Genomic DNA, 25,083 nt, shown 5'->3' on the forward strand with positions numbered 1-25,083 from the left:
GGAGGCATAGCGCCCCCATCTCAGACGGCGTTTAGTTCGAACGGCGACGTGCTAACGCCACCCCAGCTCCGGTTAACGCACCGACAATTCCCCACATAATCATCAGGAAAGCACGACGCGGGCTGTCGCGTTTCACCGGCTCTTCCGGTGTACGCAGATATCGATAGGTCTGAAAACGCGGATCCAGCGTCGGGCCGACGTTGAGGGTATTCAACATCGCCCGATTTTGATCATAGTCCAGATCGTATTGCGGCCCTACCGCCTGCAGGTTTTCCAGACGTGCCTGCAGCATCGGGCGACCAAGCATAAAGAGTTCGGAATCCGGCAACTCATCCGTCGGAATATCGGTCACATTGCGCGAGATATTGTTTTGCTCAGCGATTTTCAGCGCCTGCTCAACGTTGTGGACACGTCGGTTATAGATAGCTTTGGCGACCTCTTCCTGACGTTTCACCTGCGCTTTCATCTGAATAGTACGTGCCGCCCATGCGCCTTTCAGTTCATCGTTCAGATGGCTGGCGGCGCGCTGGCTGGCGAAAGCAATATATTGACGCAGCAGATTGTTTGCGTCCGGCGCGGTTTCGGCGATCAGTTTGACGTTGTCATTCTGGTTACGCACGACATCACCTGGCGTGTACTGGATATTATTGATGAGGTCGTCGAGCATCGCGGCATCCGCTTTGCTGTTGCCAACACGACGCTGCTTGTAATAGTCGGTTTGCGACCAGAAATCGCGACGCGTATCCCATGCCGCAAGCTGCATGATGAACTCTTTATACGCTTCATCCATGACAGAAACCTGATCGGCGGGCGCAAGGTTCGCCTTTACGTCCAGGTTGCGCAAAAATTGCTGCTGGGAGTAGTAACCGCCAAGCATATTGACGGTTGGTCGGTCGGTAACAGCGGTCGCCCCCCACTCCTGGGGAGCGAAAAAGGTCCACACCAGCGCCAGCAACGAGAAGAGCAGCGCTACGCCAGCAATCCAAAATTTTCCTGCCCACAAAGTACGAAACAAACCCCGAATATCCAGTTCATTTTCCGTAACCGCTGAAGGTGTTTCCGACGCTTGTTGAATCATCGCTTTCCCGATTTTACTTGGTTAGTGTTGATTTTTGACCTCTGCTACGGCGCATTCTGCGTTTTACCCGTTTGATAAAACGCGCCACTTTCCATGCACGCTTAATACAGTAGCCATACAGAAAGAATGCTAGCAAGAATAATGCCAACATTACCCACTCTGGAACCAGACGAAGATATTCTGTCACCACGCCGATGGTGGCGAGCAGTGCGGCGGCTAAGGTGATCAGCACAAATGCCTGACGAGAAGTAAAACCTGCGCGCATGATCAGATGATGAATATGCTGGCGGTCGGGAGAGAAAGGACTCATCCCTTTTCGCAGGCGACGGTACATAATCGCCACCATATCCATCAGCGGAATGGCGATTATCCACAGCGCCGTCACCGGGCTAATAGGGTGAGTTTTGCCCTGCGTAGTTTCCAGTAAAATCCAAATCACGGTAAAGCCGATGAGCGTACTTCCGGCATCACCCATAAAGACTTTGTAGCGACGGCCAAGAGCGCCCAGGTTGAGCAGAATATAGGGCAAGATCGCGGCAATCATGGCGAAGCACCACAGCGCGAGGCTTGATTGGCCATCGAACCACAGAATGAAGCCAATCGCGGCAAACGACACACAGGAGAGCCCGCCAAGCAAACCGTCGATACCGTCGACCATATTAAAGGCGTTGATCGCGGCCCACACGGCAAAGAGCGTAAGCAGGTAACCGAACGGGCCGAGAACCATCTCCCATGAGCCGAAGATGTAACCAAGGCTGCTGAGATAGAGTTTACCGACCACCATCATTACGACAGCAACCAGGGCCTGGACAGAAGCACGGAATTTAACGCTGATATCGAAGCGATCGTCCAGCGCGCCAATTAAAACCAGCGCGCCGGCGCAAAGAAGATAGAGAGCGGCGTGAGGAATGTAATAGTTGGTGATTCCAAACGTAAAACAGATCCCCGCATAGACGGAAATGCCACCAACCAGCGGTATCAATCCCTGATGACGTTTACGAAAGTTGGGCTTGTCAACCAGACCTATCCGTTTTGCTACTTTGCGCGCAACAAATAAGAAAAGCATAGTAAACAAAAAAATACTGAATAATTCAGTAAAAGCAGTGAGTAGATTCACAATGCATGCTCTCAGCTAATGTTTATCCTGACAGTATAACGACGATGCTATGCCCCATAAAAGGAGAATGCAGGTCTTTCGCGGGTATTATTGTTTGCTTTTCAACCAGGTAGGATATTCAGCTGATTAATAACCTATCGGGTGTTCCCCAACGTCGGACAATACCTGTCCCAGTGCATATAGCGTATAGCCCACCAATGAAAAACGCCACGTAAAAACGTGGCGCTTCGGGGGTTTATTTAAATTAAGAGCGCTTCATCATGTCGAAGAACTCATCATTCGTCTTCGTCATAGCCAGCTTGTTGATGAGGAATTCCATCGCATCGATCTCACCCATCGGGTGAATGATTTTGCGCAGGATCCACATTTTCTGCAGCTCTTCCTGTGTGGTGAGCAGCTCTTCTTTACGGGTACCGGAGCGGTTGTAATCAATCGCCGGGAAGACGCGTTTTTCTGCGATTTTACGTGAGAGGTGCAGCTCCATGTTACCGGTGCCTTTAAACTCTTCGTAAATCACTTCATCCATCTTCGAACCGGTATCGATCAGCGCCGTCGCGATAATGGTCAGGCTACCGCCCTCTTCCACGTTACGCGCAGCACCGAAAAAACGCTTCGGACGGTGCAGGGCGTTCGCATCCACACCACCGGTCAACACTTTACCGGAAGCCGGAACAACGGTGTTATAAGCACGCGCCAGACGGGTAATGGAGTCGAGAAGGATAATGACATCTTTCTTATGCTCAACCAGGCGTTTCGCTTTTTCGATAACCATTTCAGCAACCTGCACATGGCGGGAGGCCGGTTCGTCGAAGGTTGACGCAACCACTTCACCTTTCACCAGGCGCTGCATTTCCGTCACTTCTTCCGGACGTTCATCAATCAGCAGCACCATCAGCACGCAGTCAGGATGGTTGTAAGCGATGCTCTGCGCGATATTCTGCAGCAGCATGGTTTTACCGGCTTTCGGCGGTGCCACAATCAGACCACGCTGACCACGACCGATCGGCGAAGCCAGATCGAGAACGCGGGCGGTTAAATCTTCAGTAGAGCCGTTACCACGTTCCATACGCAGACGAGAGTTCGCATGCAGCGGCGTTAAGTTCTCGAACAGAATCTTATTGCGCGCATTTTCCGGTTTATCGTAGTTCACCTCGTTAACTTTCAGCAGTGCAAAGTAACGTTCACCTTCTTTAGGTGGGCGAATCTTACCTGAAATGGTGTCACCGGTGCGGAGGTTGAAACGGCGGATTTGGCTGGGGGATACGTAGATGTCGTCGGGGCCGGCAAGGTAGGAGCTGTCTGCGGAACGGAGGAAACCAAATCCATCCTGCAGAATCTCCAGCACACCGTCGCCGAAGATGTCTTCGCCACTCTTTGCGTGCTGCTTCAGGATGGCAAAAATGATGTCCTGTTTGCGCATACGGGCCAGGTTTTCCAGCCCCATATTTTCGCCGAGAGTGATAAGCTCAGAAACCGGCGTATTCTTTAATTCGGTAAGATTCATAATGGTGTGGGTTCTTAAACTCGGGGTGATACTCGAACTTAATGTTGTGAATGGTATGGCAGGGTCATCCATGCCTGTTAGCGGCCATCAACTCATGTCTAATCGGTGCCTGGTCACAGGAGAGTACGCAGAACTGAAACGATAAGACGGAATGAGCGACAAGCCCGGAATCTGTCTACTTCTCAACGCGGCTGAGATGCTCAGCGGGAAGTATTGGGGTAACGCAAGGTTCAAACAACTATAGATATGTTTAGAACGAAGTCAAAACTAAATTAGCACGGCTGGGGTCGGGCGTCCAGCAATCCTGGCAATTTAGGATAGCTGGCCGCACCGGTGAGAGTCTGGGATTACGCCAGGTTAGCGTCCAGGAACTCTTTCAACTGACCTTTGGACAGTGCGCCCACTTTGGTCGCCGCCACTTCGCCGTTTTTGAACAGCAGCAGGGTCGGGATGCCACGGATACCATACTTCGGCGCGGTGCCTGGGTTCTGGTCGATGTTCAGTTTCGCAATGGTCAACTTGCCTTCGTACTCATTAGCGATCTCATCCAGAATCGGGGCGATCATTTTGCACGGTCCACACCACTCTGCCCAGAAATCAACGAGCACAAGCCCGTCCGCTTTGAGTACATCCGTGTCAAAACTATCGTCAGTCAGGTGAATAATTTTATCGCTCATATATAACTCCACAGGAATAAGCCTGGCATGTTGGTGTAGCATAAAACAGCAACGTGTTGATGCCACAATAGCCAACTAAAGGTTGACTTTATTTCACCGGATACGCTTTCGTAAAGCAATAGTAAGCTGATATTCTACCACACTATGAGCAAAACACATTTAACAGAACAGAAGTTTTCCGACTTCGCCCTGCACCCAAAAGTGATAGAAGCCCTTGAAACTAAAGGCTTTCATAATTGCACGCCTATTCAGGCTCTCGCCCTTCCGCTAACGCTGGCGGGTCGTGATGTTGCAGGTCAGGCGCAAACCGGTACCGGTAAAACGATGGCGTTTTTAACGTCAACGTTTCATTATCTCCTCTCTCACCCTGCAATCGAAGACCGTAAAGTTAACCAGCCGCGCGCGATTATCATGGCGCCGACACGTGAACTCGCGGTGCAAATTCACGCTGATGCAGAGCCGCTGGCGCAGTCGACAGGACTGAAGCTCGGTCTGGCTTACGGCGGTGATGGCTACGACAAACAGCTGAAGGTGCTGGAAAGCGGCGTCGATATTCTTATCGGCACCACTGGTCGTATGATCGATTACACCAAACAGAACCATATTAACCTGGGCGCGATTCAGGTCGTGGTGCTGGACGAAGCCGATCGTATGTACGATCTGGGCTTTATTAAAGATATCCGCTGGCTGTTCCGCCGTATGCCGGCAACCGACCAGCGTCTCAATATGCTCTTCTCCGCTACGCTCTCTTACCGCGTGCGTGAACTGGCATTCGAGCAGATGAACAACGCAGAATATGTTGAAGTGGAACCGGAACAGAAAACCGGCCACCGCATTAAAGAAGAGCTTTTCTACCCGTCCAACGACGAGAAAATGCGTCTGCTGCAGACACTGATTGAAGAAGAGTGGCCGGATCGCGCCATTGTTTTCGCCAATACCAAACACCGTTGTGAACAGATCTGGGGCAGCCTGGCCGCAGATGGTCATCGCGTTGGCCTGCTGACGGGTGACGTGGCGCAGAAGAAACGCCTGCGTATCCTGGATGAGTTCACCCGTGGCGATCTTGATATCCTGGTTGCGACAGACGTCGCGGCGCGTGGCCTGCATATTCCGGCTGTAACGCACGTCTTTAACTACGATCTGCCGGATGACTGCGAAGATTACGTTCACCGTATCGGCCGTACCGGTCGCGCAGGCGCAAGCGGCAACTCGATCAGCCTTGCGTGCGAAGAGTACGCGCTGAACCTGCCAGCGATTGAGACCTATATTGGTCACTCTATTCCGGTCAGCAAATACAACCCGGATGCGCTGCTCAGCGAACTGCCGCCGCCGAAACGCCTGACGCGTTCTCGCCCGGCTAATGGTCCGCGCCGTAGTGGTGGTGGCGCGCCGCGTAATCGTCGTCGTTCAGGTTAATTACTATGCTCGGTTCCGCCTCGCTCTACGCAGCTATTGATCTCGGTTCCAACAGTTTTCATATGCTGGTTGTGCGCGAGGTGGCTGGCAGTATCCAGACTCTGTCGCGTATTAAACGCAAAGTCCGCCTTGCGGCGGGCCTGAGCCAGGACAATCGCCTCTCTCAGGAGGCGATGGAGCGCGGCTGGCAATGTCTGCGCCTCTTTTCCGAACGCCTGCAGGATATCCCGCAACAGCAGATCCGCGTGGTGGCGACCGCCACGCTGCGTCTGGCCGTCAATGCGCATGAGTTTCTCGACAAAGCGCAGGAGATCCTCGGCTGTCCGGTGCAGGTAATCAGCGGCGAGGAAGAAGCCCGCCTGATTTACCAGGGCGTTGCCCATACCACCGGCGGCGCGGATCAGCGCCTGGTGGTCGATATTGGTGGCGCAAGCACGGAACTCGTGACCGGCACCGGGGCACAAACCACTTCGCTGTTCAGCCTGTCGATGGGCTGCGTCACCTGGCTCGAGCGCTATTTCACCGATCGTCATCTGGCGCAGGAGAATTTCGACACCGCAGAGCAGGCGGCGCGCGAAGTGCTGCGTCCGGTCGCGGATGAGCTTCGTCGCCACGGCTGGAAAGTGTGTGTCGGCGCGTCCGGCACCGTGCAGGCGCTGCAAGAGATTATGATGGCGCAGGGCATGGATGAGCGCATTACCCTTGGCAAACTCCAGCAGCTTAAGCAGCGCGCGATCCAGTGCGGTCGGCTTGAAGAGCTGGAGATCGAAGGGCTGACCCTTGAGCGCGCGCTGGTCTTTCCCAGCGGCCTCGCCATTCTGATCGCCATTTTCACCGAAATGAACATTGAGAGCATGACTCTCGCCGGCGGCGCGCTGCGCGAAGGGCTGGTTTACGGCATGCTTCATCTGGCGGTTGATCAGGATATTCGCAGCCGTACCCTGCGCAACATCCAGCGCCGGTTTATGGTTGATATTGATCAGTCGAGACGCGTCTCGATGCTGGCAGAGCGATTCGCCCAAAGTGTTTCGACAAGCTGGGATTTAGACGCCTACAGCACTGAAATCCTGCATGTCGCCTGCGAACTGCATGAAATCGGCTTAAGCATTGAATTTAAGCAGGCACCGCTTCATGCCGCCTGGCTGGTGCGTAACCTTGATTTGCCGGGCTTTACCCCCGCGCAGAAAAAGCTGCTCGCCACGCTGCTGCTTAACCAGACCAATGCAGTCGATCTCTCCTCTCTGCATCAGCAAAACGCCGTCCCACCACGCGTGGCGGAGCATCTCTGCCGCCTGCTGCGCCTGGCGATTATTTTCGCCAGCCGTCGTCGTGATGATTTGCTGCCGGAAATCTCGGTCACCGCGCAGGGTGAACAGCTCACGCTGGCGCTACCGCCGGGCTGGCTGGCGAGCCATCCGCTGGGCGCAGAGCTGATCGATCAGGAGAGCCAGTGGCAAAGCTACGTTCACTGGGCGCTGGTTATTCGCTAAGCACCTCAATCTATTGCCGCGAAGTCTTTTCGCGGCGATAAATCGATTACCCTACCTCACCTTTTTCGCCAGCGTCACGCTGAACAGTCCCCAGCCATCTACCCGCTGAGTCACTTTGGCAAAACCGGCCCGCTTCACCATCTGATCGATCTCACGCTGGGCGCGCCGACGCAGTAACCAGAACGCGCCTTTTTGGTGGCTGGGCAATACGCGCGCCATCAGCGCCAGTTTTGGGTTCCACAGCTTGGTCGTATAGACCAGATATCCCCCTTTCTTCACCGCGTTGGCGAGGCCATTGAGCGAGGCCAGCACCAGGTTGTTATCGCTGAAGAGTTCATAGAAGCCCGACACCACCGCCAGAGTACGGTCGGCAGGTAACGTCGCGAGATCGGCGGGTGAAAAAGCATCGCCCTGCTCGAAGCGCGCGCGCTCATTTAATCCTCGCTGCAGCAGCAGACGGTTCCCCTCCTCCACATTGGCAGCATCAAAATCGCGCAGCAGAAGATGCTCCACCGGCGGCTCTATTTTTTCAATCGCGTCGAGAATATAGCGGCCCTGGCCGGCGGCGATATCCAACAGGCGTACCACCTGACCCTGCTGCGCCAGAAGCGACGCCGCCATTGCGATCAGGGCTTCAACTTGATGTTTGCGCTGTCGCGTACAGCGCCAGCCAAGCGTATTGAGGTAGTAGCGATCAACCGCTCTGCCCACAGCGCCTTTACCCGTCGGTTGATTTTGATAGACATACTCCAGCGACGCGCCGGAGTCGAAACCGGTCTCCAGCCCTATTCGAATCCCCGAAGAGCAGTGCCCCAGGACGCGCAGCGCAAAATTTGCCAGCATCCAGTAGCCGCGCCGTAACAGAGCTTTTTCCGGCATACGTAACCTCTCATACTCCTCCCATGTTGCGCCCTGCTGCCAGGAATCAAATAGCGAAGGCACCGGGTGATGCTGAGAGAAGTGCAGCCGCAAAAAGGCGCGTGTCTGGGCCAGCATAGCCCTGTCCCATAACTGACCAGGACAGCCGAAGCCGCTATCCGGCTTCATTAACACCGTTTTTGCGCTGCTACCCAGATTGGCATAAAAAGTCATTAACGTACCCGCAACGGCCCTGCGATCGGTTTGCGTCAACACAAGCTGCGTCGGCGTCGGCCAGGCGAATGCGCTGCGAAAGATACGCTGGCTGGTATAGCGCAGATCGCGCAGCGTGTTCCACGCCTTTGGCTTTTTAAGCAACGCCAATAAGAGATCGCGTTTTCTCAGCAAAAAGCGCGGCGAGAAGAGCGTAACGGAGCGGATCTCCGGGGCATAATCCACCATCCATGCGGCGATAACTACCGCGCACTCATGGTGCGCCATCAGGGCAATATCCTGCGTGCGCAGCCCGTGCTGCATGGTTATATGCTCAATAAATTGCTGAAAATAATAGCTTTGTAGCGAGAGCACCGATGAACCATCGGGCGTCTCTGCGTTGATCGTGCCGGGGGTGAAATCGATGGCGAAAAAGGTACACTCCGGCAGCCCGAGTGCGGCAATTTTCTCTTTAAGATCCGCGTTGCGATACCACAACACGATGGCCGCCGCAGGTCCATTTTGCGCGCGCGCCGGAAAGAGCTGGTAAGGTATTTGCTGATTGTCATGGCTGACAAAGTGCTGCATCTGACTGGTCTGCGTCATCATCACTCTTCTGCATGTTATTCGCTGATGCCCAACGGGCGTCAGGCATCAGCGAGAGTAGAACGTTACCCTCAGGCACCTGCGCGAATACGCTGCGCGATCTTCTCTAACAAACGCGGCTCCCACTCGTTGTCCCAGCGTTCAACCAGCGATTTGCGGCGAGCCAGGATCTCCGGCTCTCTGGCATTGAACCCTTCTACGATGTATTTCTTCGCCATCTGCTCGCGATACTGGTAGGCCACGCTGTTGGTGATCTGCTCAACGGTAAGCTCTTGGTTAAGCATTCTGGCGACATGCAGAGTTGAAAGCAGGACCTGGCTGGCAAGCAGGTCGCGGCTATGGATATGTTGATCGACTAAGGCGCGGGTCCAGACTTTCTCCTGATAAATAGTTTCGAACGCCTCGATGGAAACGCAGCAGTGCTCCATCTCTTCGGTGTAGTGATAGCCCAGTAAATAGAGCACGCCGAGGTTGCCAGACAAATTACTCACCAATTCAAAGCGGCCGTTTTCGAACAGGTTTTCAAAGAAAGAGAGCCCGGTCATGCACACCTGGCTTTCAAATATCGCGATGCTGCGTACCGCCTCTTTAAAAAAGGCACCCTCAGCTTTTTTGCCGCTCGCCTTATCGCGCTCGATGCCGCCGATAATCGGCTCGGCCATCTCTTTATAAGCACCGTACAGAAAATCATAAACGCGCGGGTGGAACTTCTCCCGAACCGGTGGAGCGATGCCTTTGGTAATAAAGTTATTGAGTTTCCGGTGTGCCGCCGCGTGCCTCTTTTCTTGCGTCACAAAGACGGCGAAGCGCTCATCCTTTTGCGGCGATCCCTGAATAAACTCATCGTAGTAATCACCAATGCGCTCACCGTAGAATTCGAAGAACTCCAGCACATAAGATGTACCAAGGCCAATAAGCGAAGAGACGGGATCGGGGTTCCACTGAAAATTAAAATTCTCATTCAACTCCATCACGCCATACACTTCCTGCGGTACCGCTCTTAATTTAAGATCCATACTCTTTTCCTCTTCATTTGAACGTCCTGATCAAATGGACAAGCCGCCGTCGATAACAAAGGTCTGTCCGGTGATATGTTTCCCGCCTCTACCGAGCAGAAAAGCAACCATGAGCGCCACATCTTCGGGCTGGCCCAGCTTCCTCAGCGGGGTCATTTTGACAAGCTGTGAAACGGCTTTTTCCGGGAGCGCCGAAAGCATGTCGGTCTTCACCGGGCCGGGCGCGATGCAGTTCACGCGAATATTAAAATTGCCCACTTCCCTGGCCAGCGTTTTGGTAAAGCCATACTGCGCGGATTTTGATGCTGAATAGTTCGCCTGACCGACGTTGCCGCGTAAGCCAGCCACAGAATTAATATTGATAATGCAGCCATCCCTCTGCATTAACATCTCATTAAGCAGACAGTGATTGAGATAAAAGAGCGAGTTGAGGTTGGTATTAATCACATCCAGCCAGTCATCCAGGCTCATAGTAAAGCTGAGCGCATCTTTAGTAATGCCGGCGTTATTAATAATCGCGTAGGGAGTGCCATGATTTTTACGCAATGTTTCGCTGAGTGCTTTCACCGATTCAACGCTCGCCACATCACAGGGGTAGCACCAGCAAACCTCGTGATTAACGTTAAGCGAGTGCATAAGCACGGCCGCAAGCGCGCTATTATTTTTGTAGGTAAAAACAACATGATAATCTTGCCGCACCAGCTCTTTGACAATAGCAGCCCCGATGCCACGGCTACCTGCCGTGACTAAAACCCATTTCTTGTTACCCATTTTGTTAATCCTTTAACTTTCCTGCGAGCGATCGTAAATTCTGGTTAAACAATCGATAGAGGACTGGAAAATAATCTCATCATTCTCCAGCACATGAATAGTAAAGGTGTTGTAAGCAGAATCCTTATCGATATAAATATCTTTATCTTCGACCAGATACTGGAGGTGAGAATAGTTTAATTCGCCGCCGGTAATTAATCGCTGGTGAATAAATATCTTATTCGCCACATGATAGGTCGTAATATTTTCTAAAGGATGATGTTTAGCTATTTTCTCAGCCTGCTTTTTAAAGTAGTCATCTTTCCGTTGATTAAAACAAATTGAAAAGAGCAACGTATCAAACATGACCCATTGATGGGTGATGTGTGGATAACAGAGCCTCAATTGTTCAAGGTGCGTCTGGATAGTTTGCCCGTTGACTGCCACAGGACAGGCGCATACGGGGGGATCCGGCGGCTTTTGCGCTAAAACCGCCGCCGTAATAGCGATATTCTGCGGATCACTGCCTACTTTAACCGCGACACTTCTCCTCTCCCCGTCACTCTTCACGCTTATCTCAATGTCCGTATCTATCGGCACCGGCTTTTTAATATAGAAATGGAGCATAGAGGTTTGCTCGAGGCTCTCCGCCAGCAGTAACTTCGCATCAAGCAAAGTGAGCATGCCCTGCACGATAATACCTTTCAGGCCATTTTTTATGGCAAAGGCTTTATCAAAGTGAACACGATTACGATCGCCGGAGAATTGCGCCCACCGCTCGATATCCTGCGCACCATAGCGTCTTATCATGCGGAGAACCTCTTCAGGACCAGGCAGCTGTTTGCCCCGCCGAAGCCGTAATTCACATTCACAACGTGATCTAATTTCTGACCGAACAGATGGTTATTCGGGACATAGTTAAGATCGCACTTCGGGTCTGGCCGTTGAAGATTTATCGTCGCCGGGATCATCCGATCGGCCATGCTTTTCAGGCAGAATATCGTTTCCGCCCCGCCAGCCGCAGCAATAAGATGGCCCGTATAAGATTTGGTACTGGAGACCGGAATAGCCTGCGCCCGCTCGCCAAACACCTCTTTTAACACCAGCGTTTCGTTGTAATCATTCATCGGCGTCGAGGTACCGTGGGCATTGATATAGTCAATATCCTCAACCCCAAGCCCCGCATACGCCATCGCCCGCTGGATGGTGGTCACTCTGCCAATAAGATCGGGCGCAGGCGCGGTGAGATTAACGTAAGCGTCGCTGTGATTCGCATAGCCCACCACTTCACCGTAGATGGTCGCGTTACGCGCCAGCGCATCTTCCAGCCGCTCAAGGCAGACTGTTGCGGCGCCCTCGGAGAGGATAAATCCGCTTCTGTCGAGGCTGAAAGGACAGCAGGCCTTAACAACGTCCTGCTGCTCTTTCGACAAGGCACCAAGAATATCGACAGACCAGACGGTGAAAGGCTGCATCAGGCTTTCGCCGCCACCGGCAATCATCATGCGCGCTTTTCCGCTGCGGATAATTTCATAGGCATCGCCGATCGCAATATTACCCGTGGCACAGGCGGCAACCGGGCTATTTTGATAGCCCCTGAGCTTCCAGTTGACGGTGATAAGTGAAGTGCCGATGCTCGGCATCGAGTGAAAACAGCTGTGCGCCGACGCAGTCAGCGAATGGGGATCGGAATAGGCGTAATAGTTGATAGTTGAGCAATCAAACCCTGCCCAGCCGGTACCAAAGATGACGCCACAGTCGCATGGATCGTAGTGGGAGAAAATATCCTGCTCGTTACCGAAGGCCATGGTGATGGTCTCATCGGCGGCAATCAGGCCAAACTCGGCAAAACGCGGGGCGTTTTTAAGGACTTTTCTGGAGAAGCGGGAGAGATTAAGGGGAGAAGTTACCCGACCGAAAAATTTAGCACCGACGCCTTTTCCCGGGTCGTCCCATATTTCATACCCTGATTTTTTATCGCGTATCGCTTGCCATATTTGCTCGCTATTCTCGCCTAATGAGCAAATGGCGCCATAGCCGGTAATAACAACGCGTTGTCCGTGATGTGCAACAGCATCCATTTTATTCCCCCTGAAAAACGTTCTTTTGCAAATAGCGGATTAAATCGCCGTAGGTTTCAGCCTGCGACTGGGCTAATGCATTCAAATCGATATCAATGCCGAGCACTGTTTTCGCTTCGACTTTAATTGTCACAAAATCAAGACTAACCAGTTCCAGCGCTTCGAGGGGGGTATCGTGATTAAGCTCTGCGATATCATAATCCGTTAGCTTATCAATTAACGACCGTAGAAAATGATCGAGATTTTCGCTCATATTCATATCCTTATAAACATGTTTAGACAATAAATATAAATAACTGATATACAGTAGAGGTTGTGGCACAAATCAAACTACAAGCGCCCTTTAATAATGTCAAAGATTATACGAGATATATCTCTACATTTAATAAGAGTGAGAAGAGGGTCACGATTAATAATGAAGAAAATGAAGTATGCAATAAATATGCTTCAATAGAAAATAAATTTCCGAATAATATTTAAAGAAATAAAAACAGAAGCTTCCTGATAATTATTCGGGAAGCTTCCGTTTATTTTATTGGCCCTTCGCTTTTGCCAGCATGGCGCGAATAGTGGCGACGTTGGCCTGGCCTTTATGCATCCGCTCTTCAGCGCTGATGACTTTGCGCTCCTGCTCCCAAATAAGATCGTCCTGCGGCAGCTCCAGCAAGAAGCGGCTCGGCTCCGGGCGCACCAGCTCGCCATACTGGCGACGCTCTTTGCAGAGGGTAAAGATCAGCTCTTTTTGCGCGCGGGTAATGCCCACATAAGCCAGACGTCGCTCTTCGTCGACGTTATCCTCATCAATACTGCTCTGGTGCGGTAACAGCCCCTCCTCCATGCCGACTAAAAAGACATAGGGGAATTCGAGGCCTTTCGAGGCGTGCAGGGTCATTAACTGCACCTGATCCGATTCATCATCGCTTTCGCCGCGCTCCATCATATCGCGCAGGGTAAAGCGCGTGACCACTTCGGCCAGCGTCATCGCTTCATCCAGCTCGTTGCCTTCGAGCATCTCAGTCATCCAGCCAAACAGCGTATTGACGTTTTTCATCCGCATCTCAGCGGCTTTCGGGCTGGGCGAAGTTTCAAATAGCCAGGATTCGTAATCAATGCCGTGAATCAAATCGCGCACTGCGGCGATTGGTTCGCGTTCCGCCAGCCGCTGGATTTCGCCTAACCATTGGGTAAAGCGCGTTAACGCTTCATAACCACGCCCGGTGAGCGTCTGGTTGAGGCCGACATCAAAGCTGGCGGCAAACAGGCTCTTATTGCGCACCATCGCCCATTCGCCCAGTTTTTGCAGCGTCGCGGAACCAATCTCGCGCTTCGGCGTATTAACGATGCGCAGAAAGGCGCTGTCATCATCGCTATTGGTGAGTACGCGCAGGTAAGCGAGCAGATCCTTAATTTCCGGGCGCGAGAAGAACGAGGTGCCGCCGGAAATTTTGTAAGGAATGCGGTTCTGCATCAGGAATTTTTCAAACACGCGCGACTGATGGTTGCCGCGATAGAGGATCGCATAATCCTTATATTGCGTTTTATTGATGAAGTGATGGGCGATCAGCTCGCCGGTCACGCGCTCGGCCTCATGCTCTTCATGGTTGGCGCTAAGAACTTTTAATTCCGTGCCGTAGCCCAGCTCCGAAAAGAGACGCTTTTCAAAAACGTGCGGGTTATTGGCAATCAGGATGTTGGCCGCTTTCAGAATGCGCCCGGAAGAGCGGTAGTTCTGCTCCAGCTTCACCACCTGCAGCGCAGGGAAATCCTGGCTTAACAGAACGAGGTTTTGCGGACGCGCGCCGCGCCAGGAGTAGATCGACTGGTCGTCATCCCCTACCACCGTAAAACGCGCGCGCTGGCCAACCAGCAGTTTTACCAGCTCATACTGGCTGGTGTTGGTGTCCTGGTACTCATCCACCAGCAGATAGCGGATTTTGTTCTGCCAGCGCTCGCGCACCTCTTCATTTCGCTGTAACAGCAGCGTCGGCAGCAAAATCAGATCGTCAAAGTCGAGAACGTTACACGCCTTCATATGCGCGTCGTACAGACCATAGCAGTGCGCGAAAATGCGATCCCGCTCGCCCGCCGCCTGCGCAGCAGCCTGCTGCGGCGTCAGCAGATCGTTTTTCCAGTTAGAGATCGTTGAGATCAGCTGTTGCAGCACGACCTTATCGTCATCGATCACCCCTTCGGTAAGATCCTTCAGCAGCGCCACCTGATCGGTATCGTCAAACAGTGAGAAGTTGGCTTTCATGCCCAGCGCAGCATATTCACGCTTGATGATGGTCAGCCCCAGCGTATGGAAGGTGGAGATCATCAATCCGCGCGCCTCTTTGCGCCCCAATGTCTGCGCCACGCGCTCTTTCATTTCGCGCGCCGCTTTATTGGTAAAGGTGACGGCGGCAATATGTTTCGCCTGATAGCCGCAGCCGCGGATCAGGTGGGCGATCTTATTGGTGATCACGCGTGTTTTACCGGATCCCGCGCCTGCAAGCACCAGGCAAGGTCCGGTGACAAATTCGACGGCTTGTTGTTGTCCGGGGTTTAAACGCATAAAGAAACATCACTCAATGAAAGTCAGGGAAAATACACCGATTCGGCAAGGCGACGACGGGCCAACAAAGAGGCAGGCTGAAGGCCGAAGTGTATAAAGGCGTGGTAGTATAGCCAGCCTCAATAACCTCACTCAAGGCACGATCATGGCAAAAACCGCAGCAGCACTGCATATCCTTGTTAAAGAAGAGAAACTGGCGCTGGACCTGCTGGAGCAGATCAAAAACGGCGGCGATTTCGAGAAGCTGGCGAAAAAACACTCTATCTGCCCGTCAGGCAAGAAGGGCGGTCACTTAGGTGAATTCCGCCAGGGCCAGATGGTTCCGGCGTTCGATAAAGTGGTCTTCTCCTGCCCGGTGCTGGAGCCAACCGGCCCGCTGCACACCCAATTCGGTTATCACATCATCAAAGTGCTGTACCGCAACTAATAAAAAAGCCCGGTAACATTTACCGGGCTTCTGTTACTGTTGTGCGAAAATCAGCCTGCGACGGCGATACGCTTCATATCTTTCATATATCCACGCAGTTTGTGACCCACTTTCTCAATCTCATGGCTGCGAATCGCTTCATTCACATCACGCAGCTGCGCGTTATCTACCGCACCTTCAGCAATCGCTTTGCCCAGATCGCCGGTCTGCAGCGTGGTCATAAACTCTTTCAGCAGCGGCACACAGGCATATGAGAAGAGGTAGTTACCGTACTCGGCGGTATCGGAGATCACCACGTTCATTTCGTACAGACGCTTACGCGCGATGGTATTGGCGATCAGCGGCAGCTCGTGCAGAGACTCGTAGTACGCCGACTCTTCGATGATGCCGGAAGCGACCATGGTTTCGAATGCCAGCTCAACGCCCGCTTTCACCATCGCGATCATCAGTACGCCTTTGTCGAAGTACTCCTGCTCGCTGATTTTGCCTTCATACTGCGGCGCGGTTTCAAACGCGGTTTTACCGGTCTCTTCACGCCAGGTCAGCAGTTTCTTATCGTCGTTCGCCCAGTCAGCCATCATGCCGGAGGAGAATTCGCCGGAGATGATGTCATCCATATGCTTCTGGAACAGCGGTGCCATAATGCCTTTCAGCTGCTCGGAGAGCGCATAAGCACGCAGTTTCGCCGGGTTGGAGAGTCGGTCCATCATCAGTGTGATACCGCCCTGCTTCAGCGCTTCGGTGATGGTCTCCCAGCCGAACTGAATCAGTTTTTCCGCATAGGCCGGATCGGTACCTTCCGCCACCAGCTTGTCAAAGCAGAGCAGCGAGCCCGCCTGCAACATGCCGCAGAGGATAGTCTGCTCGCCCATCAGGTCAGATTTCACTTCGGCAACGAAGGAGGATTCCAGCACGCCAGCGCGATGACCGCCGGTCGCTGCGGCCCAGGCTTTGGCAATCGCCATGCCTTCGCCTTTCGGATCGTTTTCCGGGTGAACCGCAATCAGCGTCGGCACGCCGAAACCACGTTTATACTCTTCGCGCACTTCGGTACCCGGACACTTCGGTGCCACCATTACTACGGTGATATCTTTACGGATCTGCTCGCCCACTTCGACGATGTTGAAACCGTGAGAGTAACCAAGCGCCGCGCCATCTTTCATCAGCGGCTGAACGGTACGCACAACGTCAGAGTGCTGTTTGTCCGGCGTCAGGTTTACCACCAGATCCGCCTGCGGGATCAGCTCTTCGTAAGTGCCGACTTTAAAACCGTTTTCAGTCGCTTTACGCCAGGAGGCGCGCTTCTCAGCAATGGCTTCTGCACGCAGGGCGTAAGCGATATCCAGACCGGAGTCACGCATATTCAGCCCCTGGTTGAGACCCTGCGCGCCACAGCCGACGATGACCACTTTTTTACCCTGAAGGTAGCTTGCGCCATCAGCAAATTCTTCACGCGTCATAAAGCGACATTTGCCCAGCTGCGCCAGCTGCTGGCGCAGGTTCAGTGTATTAAAGTAGTTAGCCATGGTGTACTCCGTAGATGTTGTGTCGTGCTTATTGTTCGATTCGCTGTTGCGCGAGGTTGAACCCACTATATGTCAGGAAATGCGTTGCTTAAATTGATATATTAACAATGTGACATTGCAATTTTTGCAATGTAATTTTGTGGAGCGGGTCTCATGGATTTACGCGATCTGAAAATGTTTCTGCACCTGGCGGAGAGCCGCCATTTTGGCCGCAGCGCGCGCGCCATGCACGTCAGCCCCTCAACACTTTCGCGCCAGATCCAGCGGCTGGAAGAAGATCTCGGCCAACCGCTCTTTGTACGTGATAACCGCACCGTCACGCTGACCGAAGCGGGCGAAGAGCTACGGGTTTTCGCCCAGCAGACGTTATTGCAGTATCAGCAGCTGCGGCACACTCTCGATCAGCAAGGCCCATCGCTCTCTGGCGAACTGCATCTCTTCTGTTCTGTGACTGCGGCGTATAGCCATTTACCGCCGATACTCGATCGTTTTCGCGCGGAACACCCGTCGGTGGAGATTAAGCTCTCTACCGGCGATGCCGCCGATGCGATGGAAAAAGTGGTGACCGGCGAAGCGGATCTGGCGATTGCCGGCAAACCGGAGACGTTGCCAGGTGCCGTAGCCTTTTCAATGCTGGAGAATCTCGCGGTCGTGCTGATTGCCCCGGCGCTGCCCTGCCCGGTACGCAACCAGGTCTCGCAGCCCGATCCGGACTGGTCGACGGTGCCGTTTATTCTGCCGGATCAGGGGCCGGTGCGCCGCCGTATTGAACTCTGGTTCCGCCGCCATAAAATCAGCAACCCGTCGATTTATGCCACTGTCGGCGGTCACGAAGCGATGGTTTCGATGGTTGCGCTGGGCTGTGGCGTAGCGCTAATCCCTGAAGTGGTGCTGGAGAATAGCCCTGAGCCGGTGCGCAACCGCGTGATGATCCTTGAGCGTAGCGATGAAAAAACGCCGTTCGAGCTTGGCGTCTGCGCACAAAAAAAGCGGCTGCATGAGCCGCTTATTAACGCGTTCTGGCACATCCTGCCGGGCCATTAACCGGCAAGGAAGAAGCGAAATGCCGGGTTATGGGTCTCATCGTGACACTCATAGCCCAGCTCATTAAGCCGGGTTTCGAAATCCGGCTCATGCTCGCCCAGCTCAAACGCCGCCAGCACGCGCCCGTAATCGGTGCCGTGGCTGCGGTAGTGGAACAGCGAGATATTCCAGTGCGTACCCAGCGTATGCAGGAATTTCAGCAATGCGCCCGGCGACTCCGGGAACTCGAAGCTGTAAAGACGCTCCTGCAACGGCTTAGACGGGCGCCCACCCACCATATAGCGCACGTGCAGCTTCGCCATCTCATCATCGGAGAGATCCACCACGCTGTAGCCGCCTTCATGCAGCAGAGCGAGGATCTCTTTGCGCTCTTCCAGCCCGCGGCTCAGGCGCACGCCGACAAAAATGCAGGCATCTTTCGCATCTGCAAAACGGTAGTTAAACTCCGTCACCGAGCGGCCGCCCAGCAGCTGGCAGAATTTGAGGAAGCTACCCTTCTCTTCGGGAATGGTGACCGCCAGCAGCGCTTCACGCTGTTCGCCCAGCTCGCAGCGCTCGGAGACATAGCGCAGGCCATGGAAATTGACGTTCGCGCCGGAGAGCACATGCGCCAGCCGCTCGCCGCGAATGTTATGTTTGGCGATATACTTTTTCATCCCCGCCAGCGCCAGCGCGCCTGACGGTTCCGCCACCGCGCGGACATCTTCAAACAGATCTTTCATTGCCGCGCAGATGGCATCGCTATCAACGGTGATGATGTCATCAAGATAAGCCTGGCAGAGCCGGAAGGTCTCATCGCCAATGCGTTTGACCGCCACGCCTTCGGCAAACAGACCCACGCGCGGCAGGTCAACCGGATAACCGGCGTCCAGTGCCGCTTTCAGGCAGGCGGAATCTTCCGCTTCAACAGCAATCACTTTGATTTGCGGCATCAGCTGTTTAATCAATACCGCGACGCCCGCCGCCAGCCCACCGCCGCCGACCGGCACAAAGATGCGATCGATATGCGCATCCTGCTGCAACAGCTCCAGCGCCAGCGTACCCTGACCGGCAATCACCATCGGGTGATCGAACGGCGGCACAAAGGTGTAGCCCTGCTGCTGCGAGAGGGCAATCGCTTTGGCCTTCGCTTCGTCAAAGTTTGCGCCATGGAGCAGCACTTCGCCGCCAAACGCGCGCACCGCATCGACTTTGATATCTGCCGTCGCGACCGGCATCACAATCAGCGATTTGATGCCGAGCCGGGTGGATGATAGCGCCACGCCCTGGGCGTGGTTGCCCGCCGAAGCGGTGATCACGCCGTGGGCTTTCTGCTCTGCGCTCAGGCCAGCAATCATCGCGTAGGCCCCGCGCAGCTTAAAGCTGTGCACCGGCTGGCGGTCTTCCCGCTTCACCAGCACAACGTTATCCAGCCGGGCAGAGATCTTCTCCATCTTCTGCAGCGGCGTGACCTGTGCCACTTCATAGACCGGCGCACGCAGCACGGCGCGCAGATACTCCGCCCCTTCGGGGGCGGCAGAGAGGGGTTGGGCGTCGGCCATCATTAACCTCCCAGTTTGGATTTGTCGCGTACTGCGCCTTTATCCGCACTGGTAGCGAGAGTAGCGTAAGCACGCAGCGCAAAGGAGACCTGACGCTCGCGGTTAACCGGGGTCCAGGCTTTATCGCCACGGGCTTCCTGCGCTTCGCGGCGGGCCGCCAGATCGCGGTCACTCAGCTGCAGCTGAATACCACGGTTCGGGATATCAATTGCGATGATGTCGCCATCTTCAATCAGACCGATATTGCCGCCGCTGGCAGCTTCCGGTGAAACGTGGCCAATAGAGAGGCCAGAGGTGCCGCCAGAGAAACGACCGTCGGTGATCAGCGCGCACGCTTTGCCGAGGCCCATTGATTTCAGGAAGCTGGTCGGATAGAGCATCTCTTGCATGCCCGGCCCGCCTTTCGGCCCTTCATAACGAATAACTACCACATCGCCCGCGACCACTTTCCCGCCGAGGATGGCTTCAACCGCCGCATCCTGGCTTTCATACACTTTCGCCGGGCCGGTAAAGGTCAGGTTGCTGTCATCAACGCCTGCGGTCTTGACGATACAGCCGTTCTCCGCGAAGTTGCCGTACAGCACCGCCAGACCGCCCTCCTGGCTGTAAGCATGCTCAAGGGAGCGGATACACCCTTCGGCGCGATCGTCATCCAGCGTATCCCAGCGGCAATTCTGCGAGAACGCCTGGGTGGTGCGGATGCCTGCCGGACCTGCGCGGAACATGGTTTTCACCGCCTCGTCCTGGGTCAGCATCACATCATATTTTTCCAGCGTCTGCGGCAGCGTCAGGCCGAGCACGTTTTTCACCTCACGATTGAGCAGCCCGGCGCGATCCAGCTCGCCCAGAATGCCCAGCACGCCGCCCGCGCGGTGAACATCTTCCATGTGGTATTTCTGCGTGCTCGGTGCCACTTTGCACAGCTGCGGCACATGGCGGGAGAGACGGTCGATATCACTCATGGTGAAATCAATTTCCGCTTCCTGCGCCGCAGCCAGCAGGTGCAGCACGGTATTGGTGGAGCCGCCCATGGCGATATCCAGCGTCATGGCGTTTTCAAACGCTTCTTTGCAGGCGATCGCGCGCGGCAGCGCGGTTTCATCATCCTGCTCGTAGTAACGTTTGGTCAGCTCAACAATGCGTTTGCCGGCGTTGATAAAGAGCTCTTTGCGATCGGCGTGGGTGGCCAGCAGCGAACCGTTACCCGGCTGCGACAGACCGAGTGCTTCAGTCAGGCAGTTCATCGAGTTAGCGGTAAACATGCCGGAGCAGGAGCCGCAGGTTGGGCAGGCGGAGCGTTCAACCTGCTCGCTCTGATCGTCGGAGACTTTCGGGTCAGCACCCTGAATCATCGCATCTACCAGATCGAGTTTGATGATCTGGTCGGAGAGTTTGGTTTTCCCGGCTTCCATCGGGCCGCCGGAGACAAAAATGACCGGAACGTTCAGGCGCAGAGAGGCCATCAACATCCCTGGGGTGATTTTGTCGCAGTTGGAGATGCACACCATCGCGTCGGCACAGTGGGCATTCACCATATATTCAACGGAGTCGGCGATCAGTTCGCGCGAAGGCAGAGAGTAAAGCATGCCGCCGTGCCCCATGGCGATGCCGTCATCCACGGCGATAGTATTAAACTCTTTCGCCACGCCGCCTGCGGCTTCGATTTGCTCCGCAACCAGCTTACCGAGATCGCGCAGATGAACGTGGCCTGGCACGAACTGGGTAAACGAGTTGACGACGGCAATGATCGGCTTGCCGAAATCGTCATCGGTCATTCCGGTGGCGCGCCACAGCGCGCGGGCGCCCGCCATATTGCGCCCATGTGTGGTGGTGGCGGAACGATACTTAGGCATGCTCTTTACTCCCGTCTCTCTTGTCGATGGGATGGTGCGTGCCATCCCATATTTATTTGCTCTACCCTGAATAATTCGGGTTGCAGGAAGGCGGCAAGCGAGCAATTCCCAGGAGCCTACATAAGTAAGTAACTGGGCTGAACGCGTGTCGCCAACACACCGACAACCTGAAGTATGACGGGTATTTATGGATTAACTTGATCCAACCAGCCCCATTTATCTTCCGTTTCACCGGTGAAGAGGCCAAAGAATGCTTGCTGAATACGTTTGGTCACCGGGCCGCAGCGACCTTCGCCAACCTGAATACCATCGACGCTGCGCACCGGCGTGATTTCTGCCGCTGTGCCGGACATAAAGACTTCGTCAGCCAGGTAGAGCGATTCGCGAGACAGCACCTGCTCGCGCACTTCGATACCGAGATCTTTTGCCAGCTTGATGATGGCGTCGCGGGTAATACCCGGCAGCGCAGAGGAGGTGAACGGCGGGGTAAACAGGATGCCATCTTTCACTTCGAAGAGGTTTTCGCCCGCGCCTTCAGAGATATAACCGTGAACGTCCAGCGCGATACCTTCCTGATAACCATGGCGGCGCGCTTCGCTACCGACCAGCAGGGAGGAGAGATAGTTACCGCCCGCTTTCGCAGCAGTAGGAATGGTGTTCGGTGCTACGCGATTCCAGGAGGAGACCATCGCATCAATGCCCTGATCCAGCGCTTCTGCGCCCAGATAGGCGCCCCACGGGAAGGCGGCGATGATGACATCGGTGGTGTAATCTGCCGGCGGGTTAACGCCCATGCCGACATCACCGACAAACACCAGCGGACGGATATAGGCGCTGGTCAGATTATTTTTGCGGATCACCGCGCGGCACGCTTCCATCAGCTCGTCGACGCTCTGGGAGACCGGGAAGCGGTAGATTTTGGCGGAGTCGCGCAGACGTTGCATATGCTCACGATGGCGGAAAACAACCGGCCCTTTATGGGAGTCATAGCAGCGAATACCTTCAAACACAGACGTACCGTAGTGCAATGCGTGAGACATTACGTGAACTTTCGCGTCTTCCCAACGTACCATCTCGCCATTGGACCAAATGTAGTCTGCTTTTTTCGTCGTCATTATGCTTCCTTTTGCGCTTACGCGCGGATTTGTTGTGATGATGATGTAGCGCGCTGCCGGATATCGACCCTGGCAACGTCGACAAGTTTGCTCAACTGGCTAAACAGTAATTCGACAGGACGCGGGCTGGCAACGGTCAATTCAATATTTATGTTGCGCGCATCGCAGGCCGTTTCCATGTTCATTGCACATACCTGAAAGCCACGGTGGCGCACTACGCGCAGCACGCGTTCTAAGGTTTCCGGATTAAAGCGGGCTTCAACAGCGACGTCATGGTGCATCATGATAATTTCTCCAGCATTTGTGAGTTACTGGCACCGGGCGGCACCAGCGGCCAGACATTCTCGAGTTCGTCGATCGAGACATGAAGCAGATAGGGCCCATCGCTTGAGAGCATTGCGTCAAGTGCCGCTTCAACCTGGTCTTTACGGGTAATGTGTTGGCCTGGGATGCCGAAGGCGTTGGCCAGCATGAGGAAATCGGGGTTATCGGTCAGGGTGGTTTCACTGTAACGCTCATTGAAGAACAACTGCTGCCATTGGCGAACCATCCCTAATCGCTGGTTATCGAGTAAAACGATCTTCAGCGGTAACTGCTTGCGTTTTACGGTGCCCAGCTCCTGCACATTCATCATGAAGGAGCCGTCACCGGAGATACAGATTACCGTATCCTCCGGACGCGCAACCTGCGCGCCAACGGCGGCGGGCAGGCCAAAGCCCATGGTGCCTAAGCCGCTCGAGGTGATGAAGTTTTCCGGGCGGGTAAAGCTCAGATGCTGGGCAGCCCACATCTGATGCTGGCCAACATCCGTCGTCACGACGCTGTTTTCCGGTTTGCGATCGGAAAGCTGCTTTAACAGCAGCGGAGCATAGATTGCCTCGCCGGGGTGATCGTAGCGCCAGGCATGTTCGTGGCGCAGATCGGCACAGTATTGACGCCACTCATCGATTGCCAATTGCTGTTGCAGCACAGGCAGCAGCGCATTTAAATCGCCCTGCAAGGCAACATGCGCCTGGCGCAGCTTGCTCATCTCTGCCGGGTCGATATCCATATGGATAACGCGAGCATGAGGCGCGAAGGTGTTCAGTTTGCCGGTCACACGATCATCGAAACGCGCGCCAACGGCAATCAGCAAATCACACTCCTGTACGGCAAAGTTAGCCGCTTTCGTGCCGTGCATGCCCAGCATACCCAGGTAATAGGGGTAGTCTGGTGCCACCGCGCCTAAGCCTTTCAACGTGCAGGCAATCGGCATGTTCGTCTCTGCCAGGAACGTGCGCAGGGCAGGAACCGCTTGCGCCATCCCCACGCCGCCGCCAACGTAGAGCATCGGTTTTTTCGCCTGAGCGAGCATCGCTGCGGCCTGAGCCATCTCGGCCTGAGGAAATACCACTTCCTCCTGCTCAGTGACGAAGTGAGGCTCCCAGTTACCGACGGCGAGCTGAATATCTTTCGGGATATCAACTAACACCGGGCCGGGGCGACCGGAATTAGCGATATGAAACGCTTCCGCCATCACGCGCGGCAGCGAATCCAGGGAGTCCACCAGGAAGCTGTGTTTGGTACAGGAGAGGGACATGCCCAGCACATCCACTTCCTGAAAAGCGTCAGTGCCAATCAGCGGCGCAGCAACCTGCCCGGTGATCGCCACTACCGGAACGGAATCAAGCAGCGCATCCGCAAGACCGGTGATTAAGTTTGTCGCACCAGGGCCAGAAGTGGCGATGCAGACGCCGGTTTTACCCGTTGCGCGAGCATAACCGATGGCCGCCATCGCCGCGCCCTGCTCATGCCGACACAATAGGTGTTCCACGCCGCCGTCATAAAGCGCATCGTAAACCGGCATGATTGCGCCGCCAGGATAGCCGAAAACCGTATCGACCTGCTGCGCTCGCAACGCATGTACCACCCATTGTGCTCCATTCATAGCTACATCCCCGTCGAATATCGTGAGAAACAGAATTTTATGCTGATATTCATTTCTGTTCCTGATTTGCGTTTTTTGGTGATAAAAAAACCCCCGGACCTTTCGGTGCGGGGGTCTTAGTTCGTTAAGGCTTGATTTTTAAGCCTTTCCTCGTCCAAGTGCAGCCCCGCACGGTGGGATAATAATCACCACCACGCTAATCACGATAAGGCTAATCACTCGTAGAAGGGCTGTCATAGTTGTCTGTTCTTGCTTCATGTTCGAAGGAATGCCTAAAGAGTTAACACAGA

General features: G+C 54.4%; 23 protein-coding genes. 4 read left to right on the forward strand and 19 right to left on the reverse strand.

The window, feature by feature from the left end:
- Positions 1–31: 31 nt before the first annotated feature.
- The 5 genes from wzzE to trxA form a co-directional block, all read right to left on the reverse strand.
- Positions 32–1,078: an ECA polysaccharide chain length modulation protein gene (gene wzzE, locus BWI95_RS22885; RefSeq protein WP_054803680.1), complete on the reverse strand. Its 1,047-nt coding sequence runs from the start codon at positions 1,076–1,078 to the stop codon at positions 32–34.
- Positions 1,079–1,091: 13 nt separating this feature from the next.
- Positions 1,092–2,195 (reverse strand): UDP-N-acetylglucosamine--undecaprenyl-phosphate N-acetylglucosaminephosphotransferase, encoded by a 1,104-nt coding sequence (gene wecA / locus BWI95_RS22890; protein WP_076770431.1) that lies wholly within the window; start codon positions 2,193–2,195, stop codon positions 1,092–1,094.
- Between the two features lie 244 nt (positions 2,196–2,439).
- Positions 2,440–3,699, reverse strand: coding sequence for a transcription termination factor Rho (gene rho, locus BWI95_RS22895; protein WP_023479599.1), 1,260 nt, complete (start codon positions 3,697–3,699; stop codon positions 2,440–2,442).
- A gap of 87 nt (positions 3,700–3,786) precedes the next feature.
- A complete protein-coding gene (locus tag BWI95_RS23485; protein WP_124971653.1) occupies positions 3,787–3,885 on the reverse strand; it encodes a rho operon leader peptide in 99 nt (32 codons plus the stop codon).
- A 161-nt stretch (positions 3,886–4,046) separates the two neighbouring features.
- Positions 4,047–4,376 carry a thioredoxin TrxA gene (trxA, locus tag BWI95_RS22900; RefSeq protein WP_023479590.1) on the reverse strand — a complete coding sequence of 110 codons (330 nt, stop codon included), beginning with the start codon at positions 4,374–4,376 and terminating at the stop codon, positions 4,047–4,049.
- Positions 4,377–4,520: 144 nt separating this feature from the next.
- On the opposite strand from trxA, the gene rhlB reads away from it, so the two are divergent.
- Together rhlB and gppA are read left to right on the forward strand one after the other, a co-directional pair.
- Positions 4,521–5,792, forward strand: coding sequence for an ATP-dependent RNA helicase RhlB (gene rhlB / locus BWI95_RS22905; protein ID WP_023479570.1), 1,272 nt, complete (start codon positions 4,521–4,523; stop codon positions 5,790–5,792).
- Positions 5,793–5,797: 5 nt separating this feature from the next.
- The gene (gppA, locus tag BWI95_RS22910; protein ID WP_076770432.1) at positions 5,798–7,282 is read left to right on the forward strand and encodes a guanosine-5'-triphosphate,3'-diphosphate diphosphatase; all 1,485 of its coding nucleotides are present in this window, start codon (positions 5,798–5,800) and stop codon (positions 7,280–7,282) included.
- 51 nt (positions 7,283–7,333) lie between these two features.
- Here the strand turns inward: gppA and BWI95_RS22915 are convergent, their stop codons facing one another.
- From BWI95_RS22915 to rep, 7 genes are all read right to left on the reverse strand, one after another.
- Complete coding sequence (locus tag BWI95_RS22915) at positions 7,334–8,962, reverse strand: class I SAM-dependent methyltransferase family protein (protein ID WP_076770433.1); 1,629 nt, start codon at positions 8,960–8,962, stop codon at positions 7,334–7,336.
- A gap of 68 nt (positions 8,963–9,030) precedes the next feature.
- Positions 9,031–9,975 (reverse strand): metal-dependent hydrolase, encoded by a 945-nt coding sequence (locus tag BWI95_RS22920; protein WP_076770434.1) that lies wholly within the window; start codon positions 9,973–9,975, stop codon positions 9,031–9,033.
- Between the two features lie 30 nt (positions 9,976–10,005).
- Complete coding sequence (gene fabG, locus BWI95_RS22925) at positions 10,006–10,746, reverse strand: 3-oxoacyl-ACP reductase FabG (RefSeq protein ID WP_042717929.1); 741 nt, start codon at positions 10,744–10,746, stop codon at positions 10,006–10,008.
- 12 nt (positions 10,747–10,758) lie between these two features.
- Positions 10,759–11,535, reverse strand: coding sequence for a MaoC/PaaZ C-terminal domain-containing protein (locus BWI95_RS22930; protein WP_076770435.1), 777 nt, complete (start codon positions 11,533–11,535; stop codon positions 10,759–10,761).
- A complete protein-coding gene (locus BWI95_RS22935) occupies positions 11,532–12,806 on the reverse strand; it encodes a beta-ketoacyl-[acyl-carrier-protein] synthase family protein (protein WP_054803689.1) in 1,275 nt (424 codons plus the stop codon). Before BWI95_RS22935 ends, BWI95_RS22930 begins: the two co-directional genes overlap by 4 nt.
- A gap of 1 nt (position 12,807) precedes the next feature.
- The gene (locus BWI95_RS22940; RefSeq protein ID WP_054803690.1) at positions 12,808–13,059 is read right to left on the reverse strand and encodes a phosphopantetheine-binding protein; all 252 of its coding nucleotides are present in this window, start codon (positions 13,057–13,059) and stop codon (positions 12,808–12,810) included.
- A gap of 279 nt (positions 13,060–13,338) precedes the next feature.
- Positions 13,339–15,360 (reverse strand): DNA helicase Rep, encoded by a 2,022-nt coding sequence (gene rep, locus BWI95_RS22945; RefSeq protein ID WP_076770436.1) that lies wholly within the window; start codon positions 15,358–15,360, stop codon positions 13,339–13,341.
- A 145-nt stretch (positions 15,361–15,505) separates the two neighbouring features.
- Between rep and ppiC the strand changes: the two genes are divergently transcribed.
- Positions 15,506–15,787 (forward strand): peptidylprolyl isomerase PpiC, encoded by a 282-nt coding sequence (gene ppiC, locus BWI95_RS22950; protein ID WP_001140255.1) that lies wholly within the window; start codon positions 15,506–15,508, stop codon positions 15,785–15,787.
- A gap of 50 nt (positions 15,788–15,837) precedes the next feature.
- Here the strand turns inward: ppiC and ilvC are convergent, their stop codons facing one another.
- Positions 15,838–17,313, reverse strand: a complete 1,476-nt coding sequence (ilvC, locus tag BWI95_RS22955; protein ID WP_023479616.1) for a ketol-acid reductoisomerase — start codon at positions 17,311–17,313, stop codon at positions 15,838–15,840.
- A 153-nt stretch (positions 17,314–17,466) separates the two neighbouring features.
- On the opposite strand from ilvC, the gene ilvY reads away from it, so the two are divergent.
- Positions 17,467–18,357: an HTH-type transcriptional activator IlvY gene (ilvY, locus tag BWI95_RS22960; RefSeq protein ID WP_076770437.1), complete on the forward strand. Its 891-nt coding sequence runs from the start codon at positions 17,467–17,469 to the stop codon at positions 18,355–18,357.
- Here ilvY and ilvA read toward each other — a convergent pair.
- The 6 genes from ilvA to ilvL all read right to left on the reverse strand — a co-directional run bounded on the left by ilvA (position 18,354) and on the right by ilvL (position 25,030).
- The gene (gene ilvA / locus BWI95_RS22965; protein ID WP_094193187.1) at positions 18,354–19,898 is read right to left on the reverse strand and encodes a threonine ammonia-lyase, biosynthetic; all 1,545 of its coding nucleotides are present in this window, start codon (positions 19,896–19,898) and stop codon (positions 18,354–18,356) included. The genes ilvY and ilvA overlap by 4 nt on opposite strands.
- 2 nt (positions 19,899–19,900) lie before the next feature.
- Positions 19,901–21,751: a dihydroxy-acid dehydratase gene (gene ilvD / locus BWI95_RS22970; protein ID WP_042717916.1), complete on the reverse strand. Its 1,851-nt coding sequence runs from the start codon at positions 21,749–21,751 to the stop codon at positions 19,901–19,903.
- Positions 21,752–21,936: 185 nt separating this feature from the next.
- A complete protein-coding gene (locus tag BWI95_RS22980; RefSeq protein WP_076770438.1) occupies positions 21,937–22,866 on the reverse strand; it encodes a branched-chain amino acid transaminase in 930 nt (309 codons plus the stop codon).
- Positions 22,867–22,883: 17 nt separating this feature from the next.
- Positions 22,884–23,150, reverse strand: coding sequence for an acetolactate synthase 2 small subunit (ilvM, locus tag BWI95_RS22985; RefSeq protein WP_054803692.1), 267 nt, complete (start codon positions 23,148–23,150; stop codon positions 22,884–22,886).
- Positions 23,147–24,793: an acetolactate synthase 2 catalytic subunit gene (gene ilvG, locus BWI95_RS22990; RefSeq protein WP_054803693.1), complete on the reverse strand. Its 1,647-nt coding sequence runs from the start codon at positions 24,791–24,793 to the stop codon at positions 23,147–23,149. Before ilvG ends, ilvM begins: the two co-directional genes overlap by 4 nt.
- Positions 24,794–24,931: 138 nt before the next feature.
- The gene (gene ilvL / locus BWI95_RS22995) at positions 24,932–25,030 is read right to left on the reverse strand and encodes an ilv operon leader peptide (protein WP_032229281.1); all 99 of its coding nucleotides are present in this window, start codon (positions 25,028–25,030) and stop codon (positions 24,932–24,934) included.
- Positions 25,031–25,083: the final 53 nt, after the last annotated feature.

Origin of the sequence: Kosakonia cowanii JCM 10956 = DSM 18146, from assembly GCF_001975225.1 — a bacterium.
In the GTDB taxonomy this organism is placed as follows: domain Bacteria; phylum Pseudomonadota; class Gammaproteobacteria; order Enterobacterales; family Enterobacteriaceae; genus Kosakonia; species Kosakonia cowanii.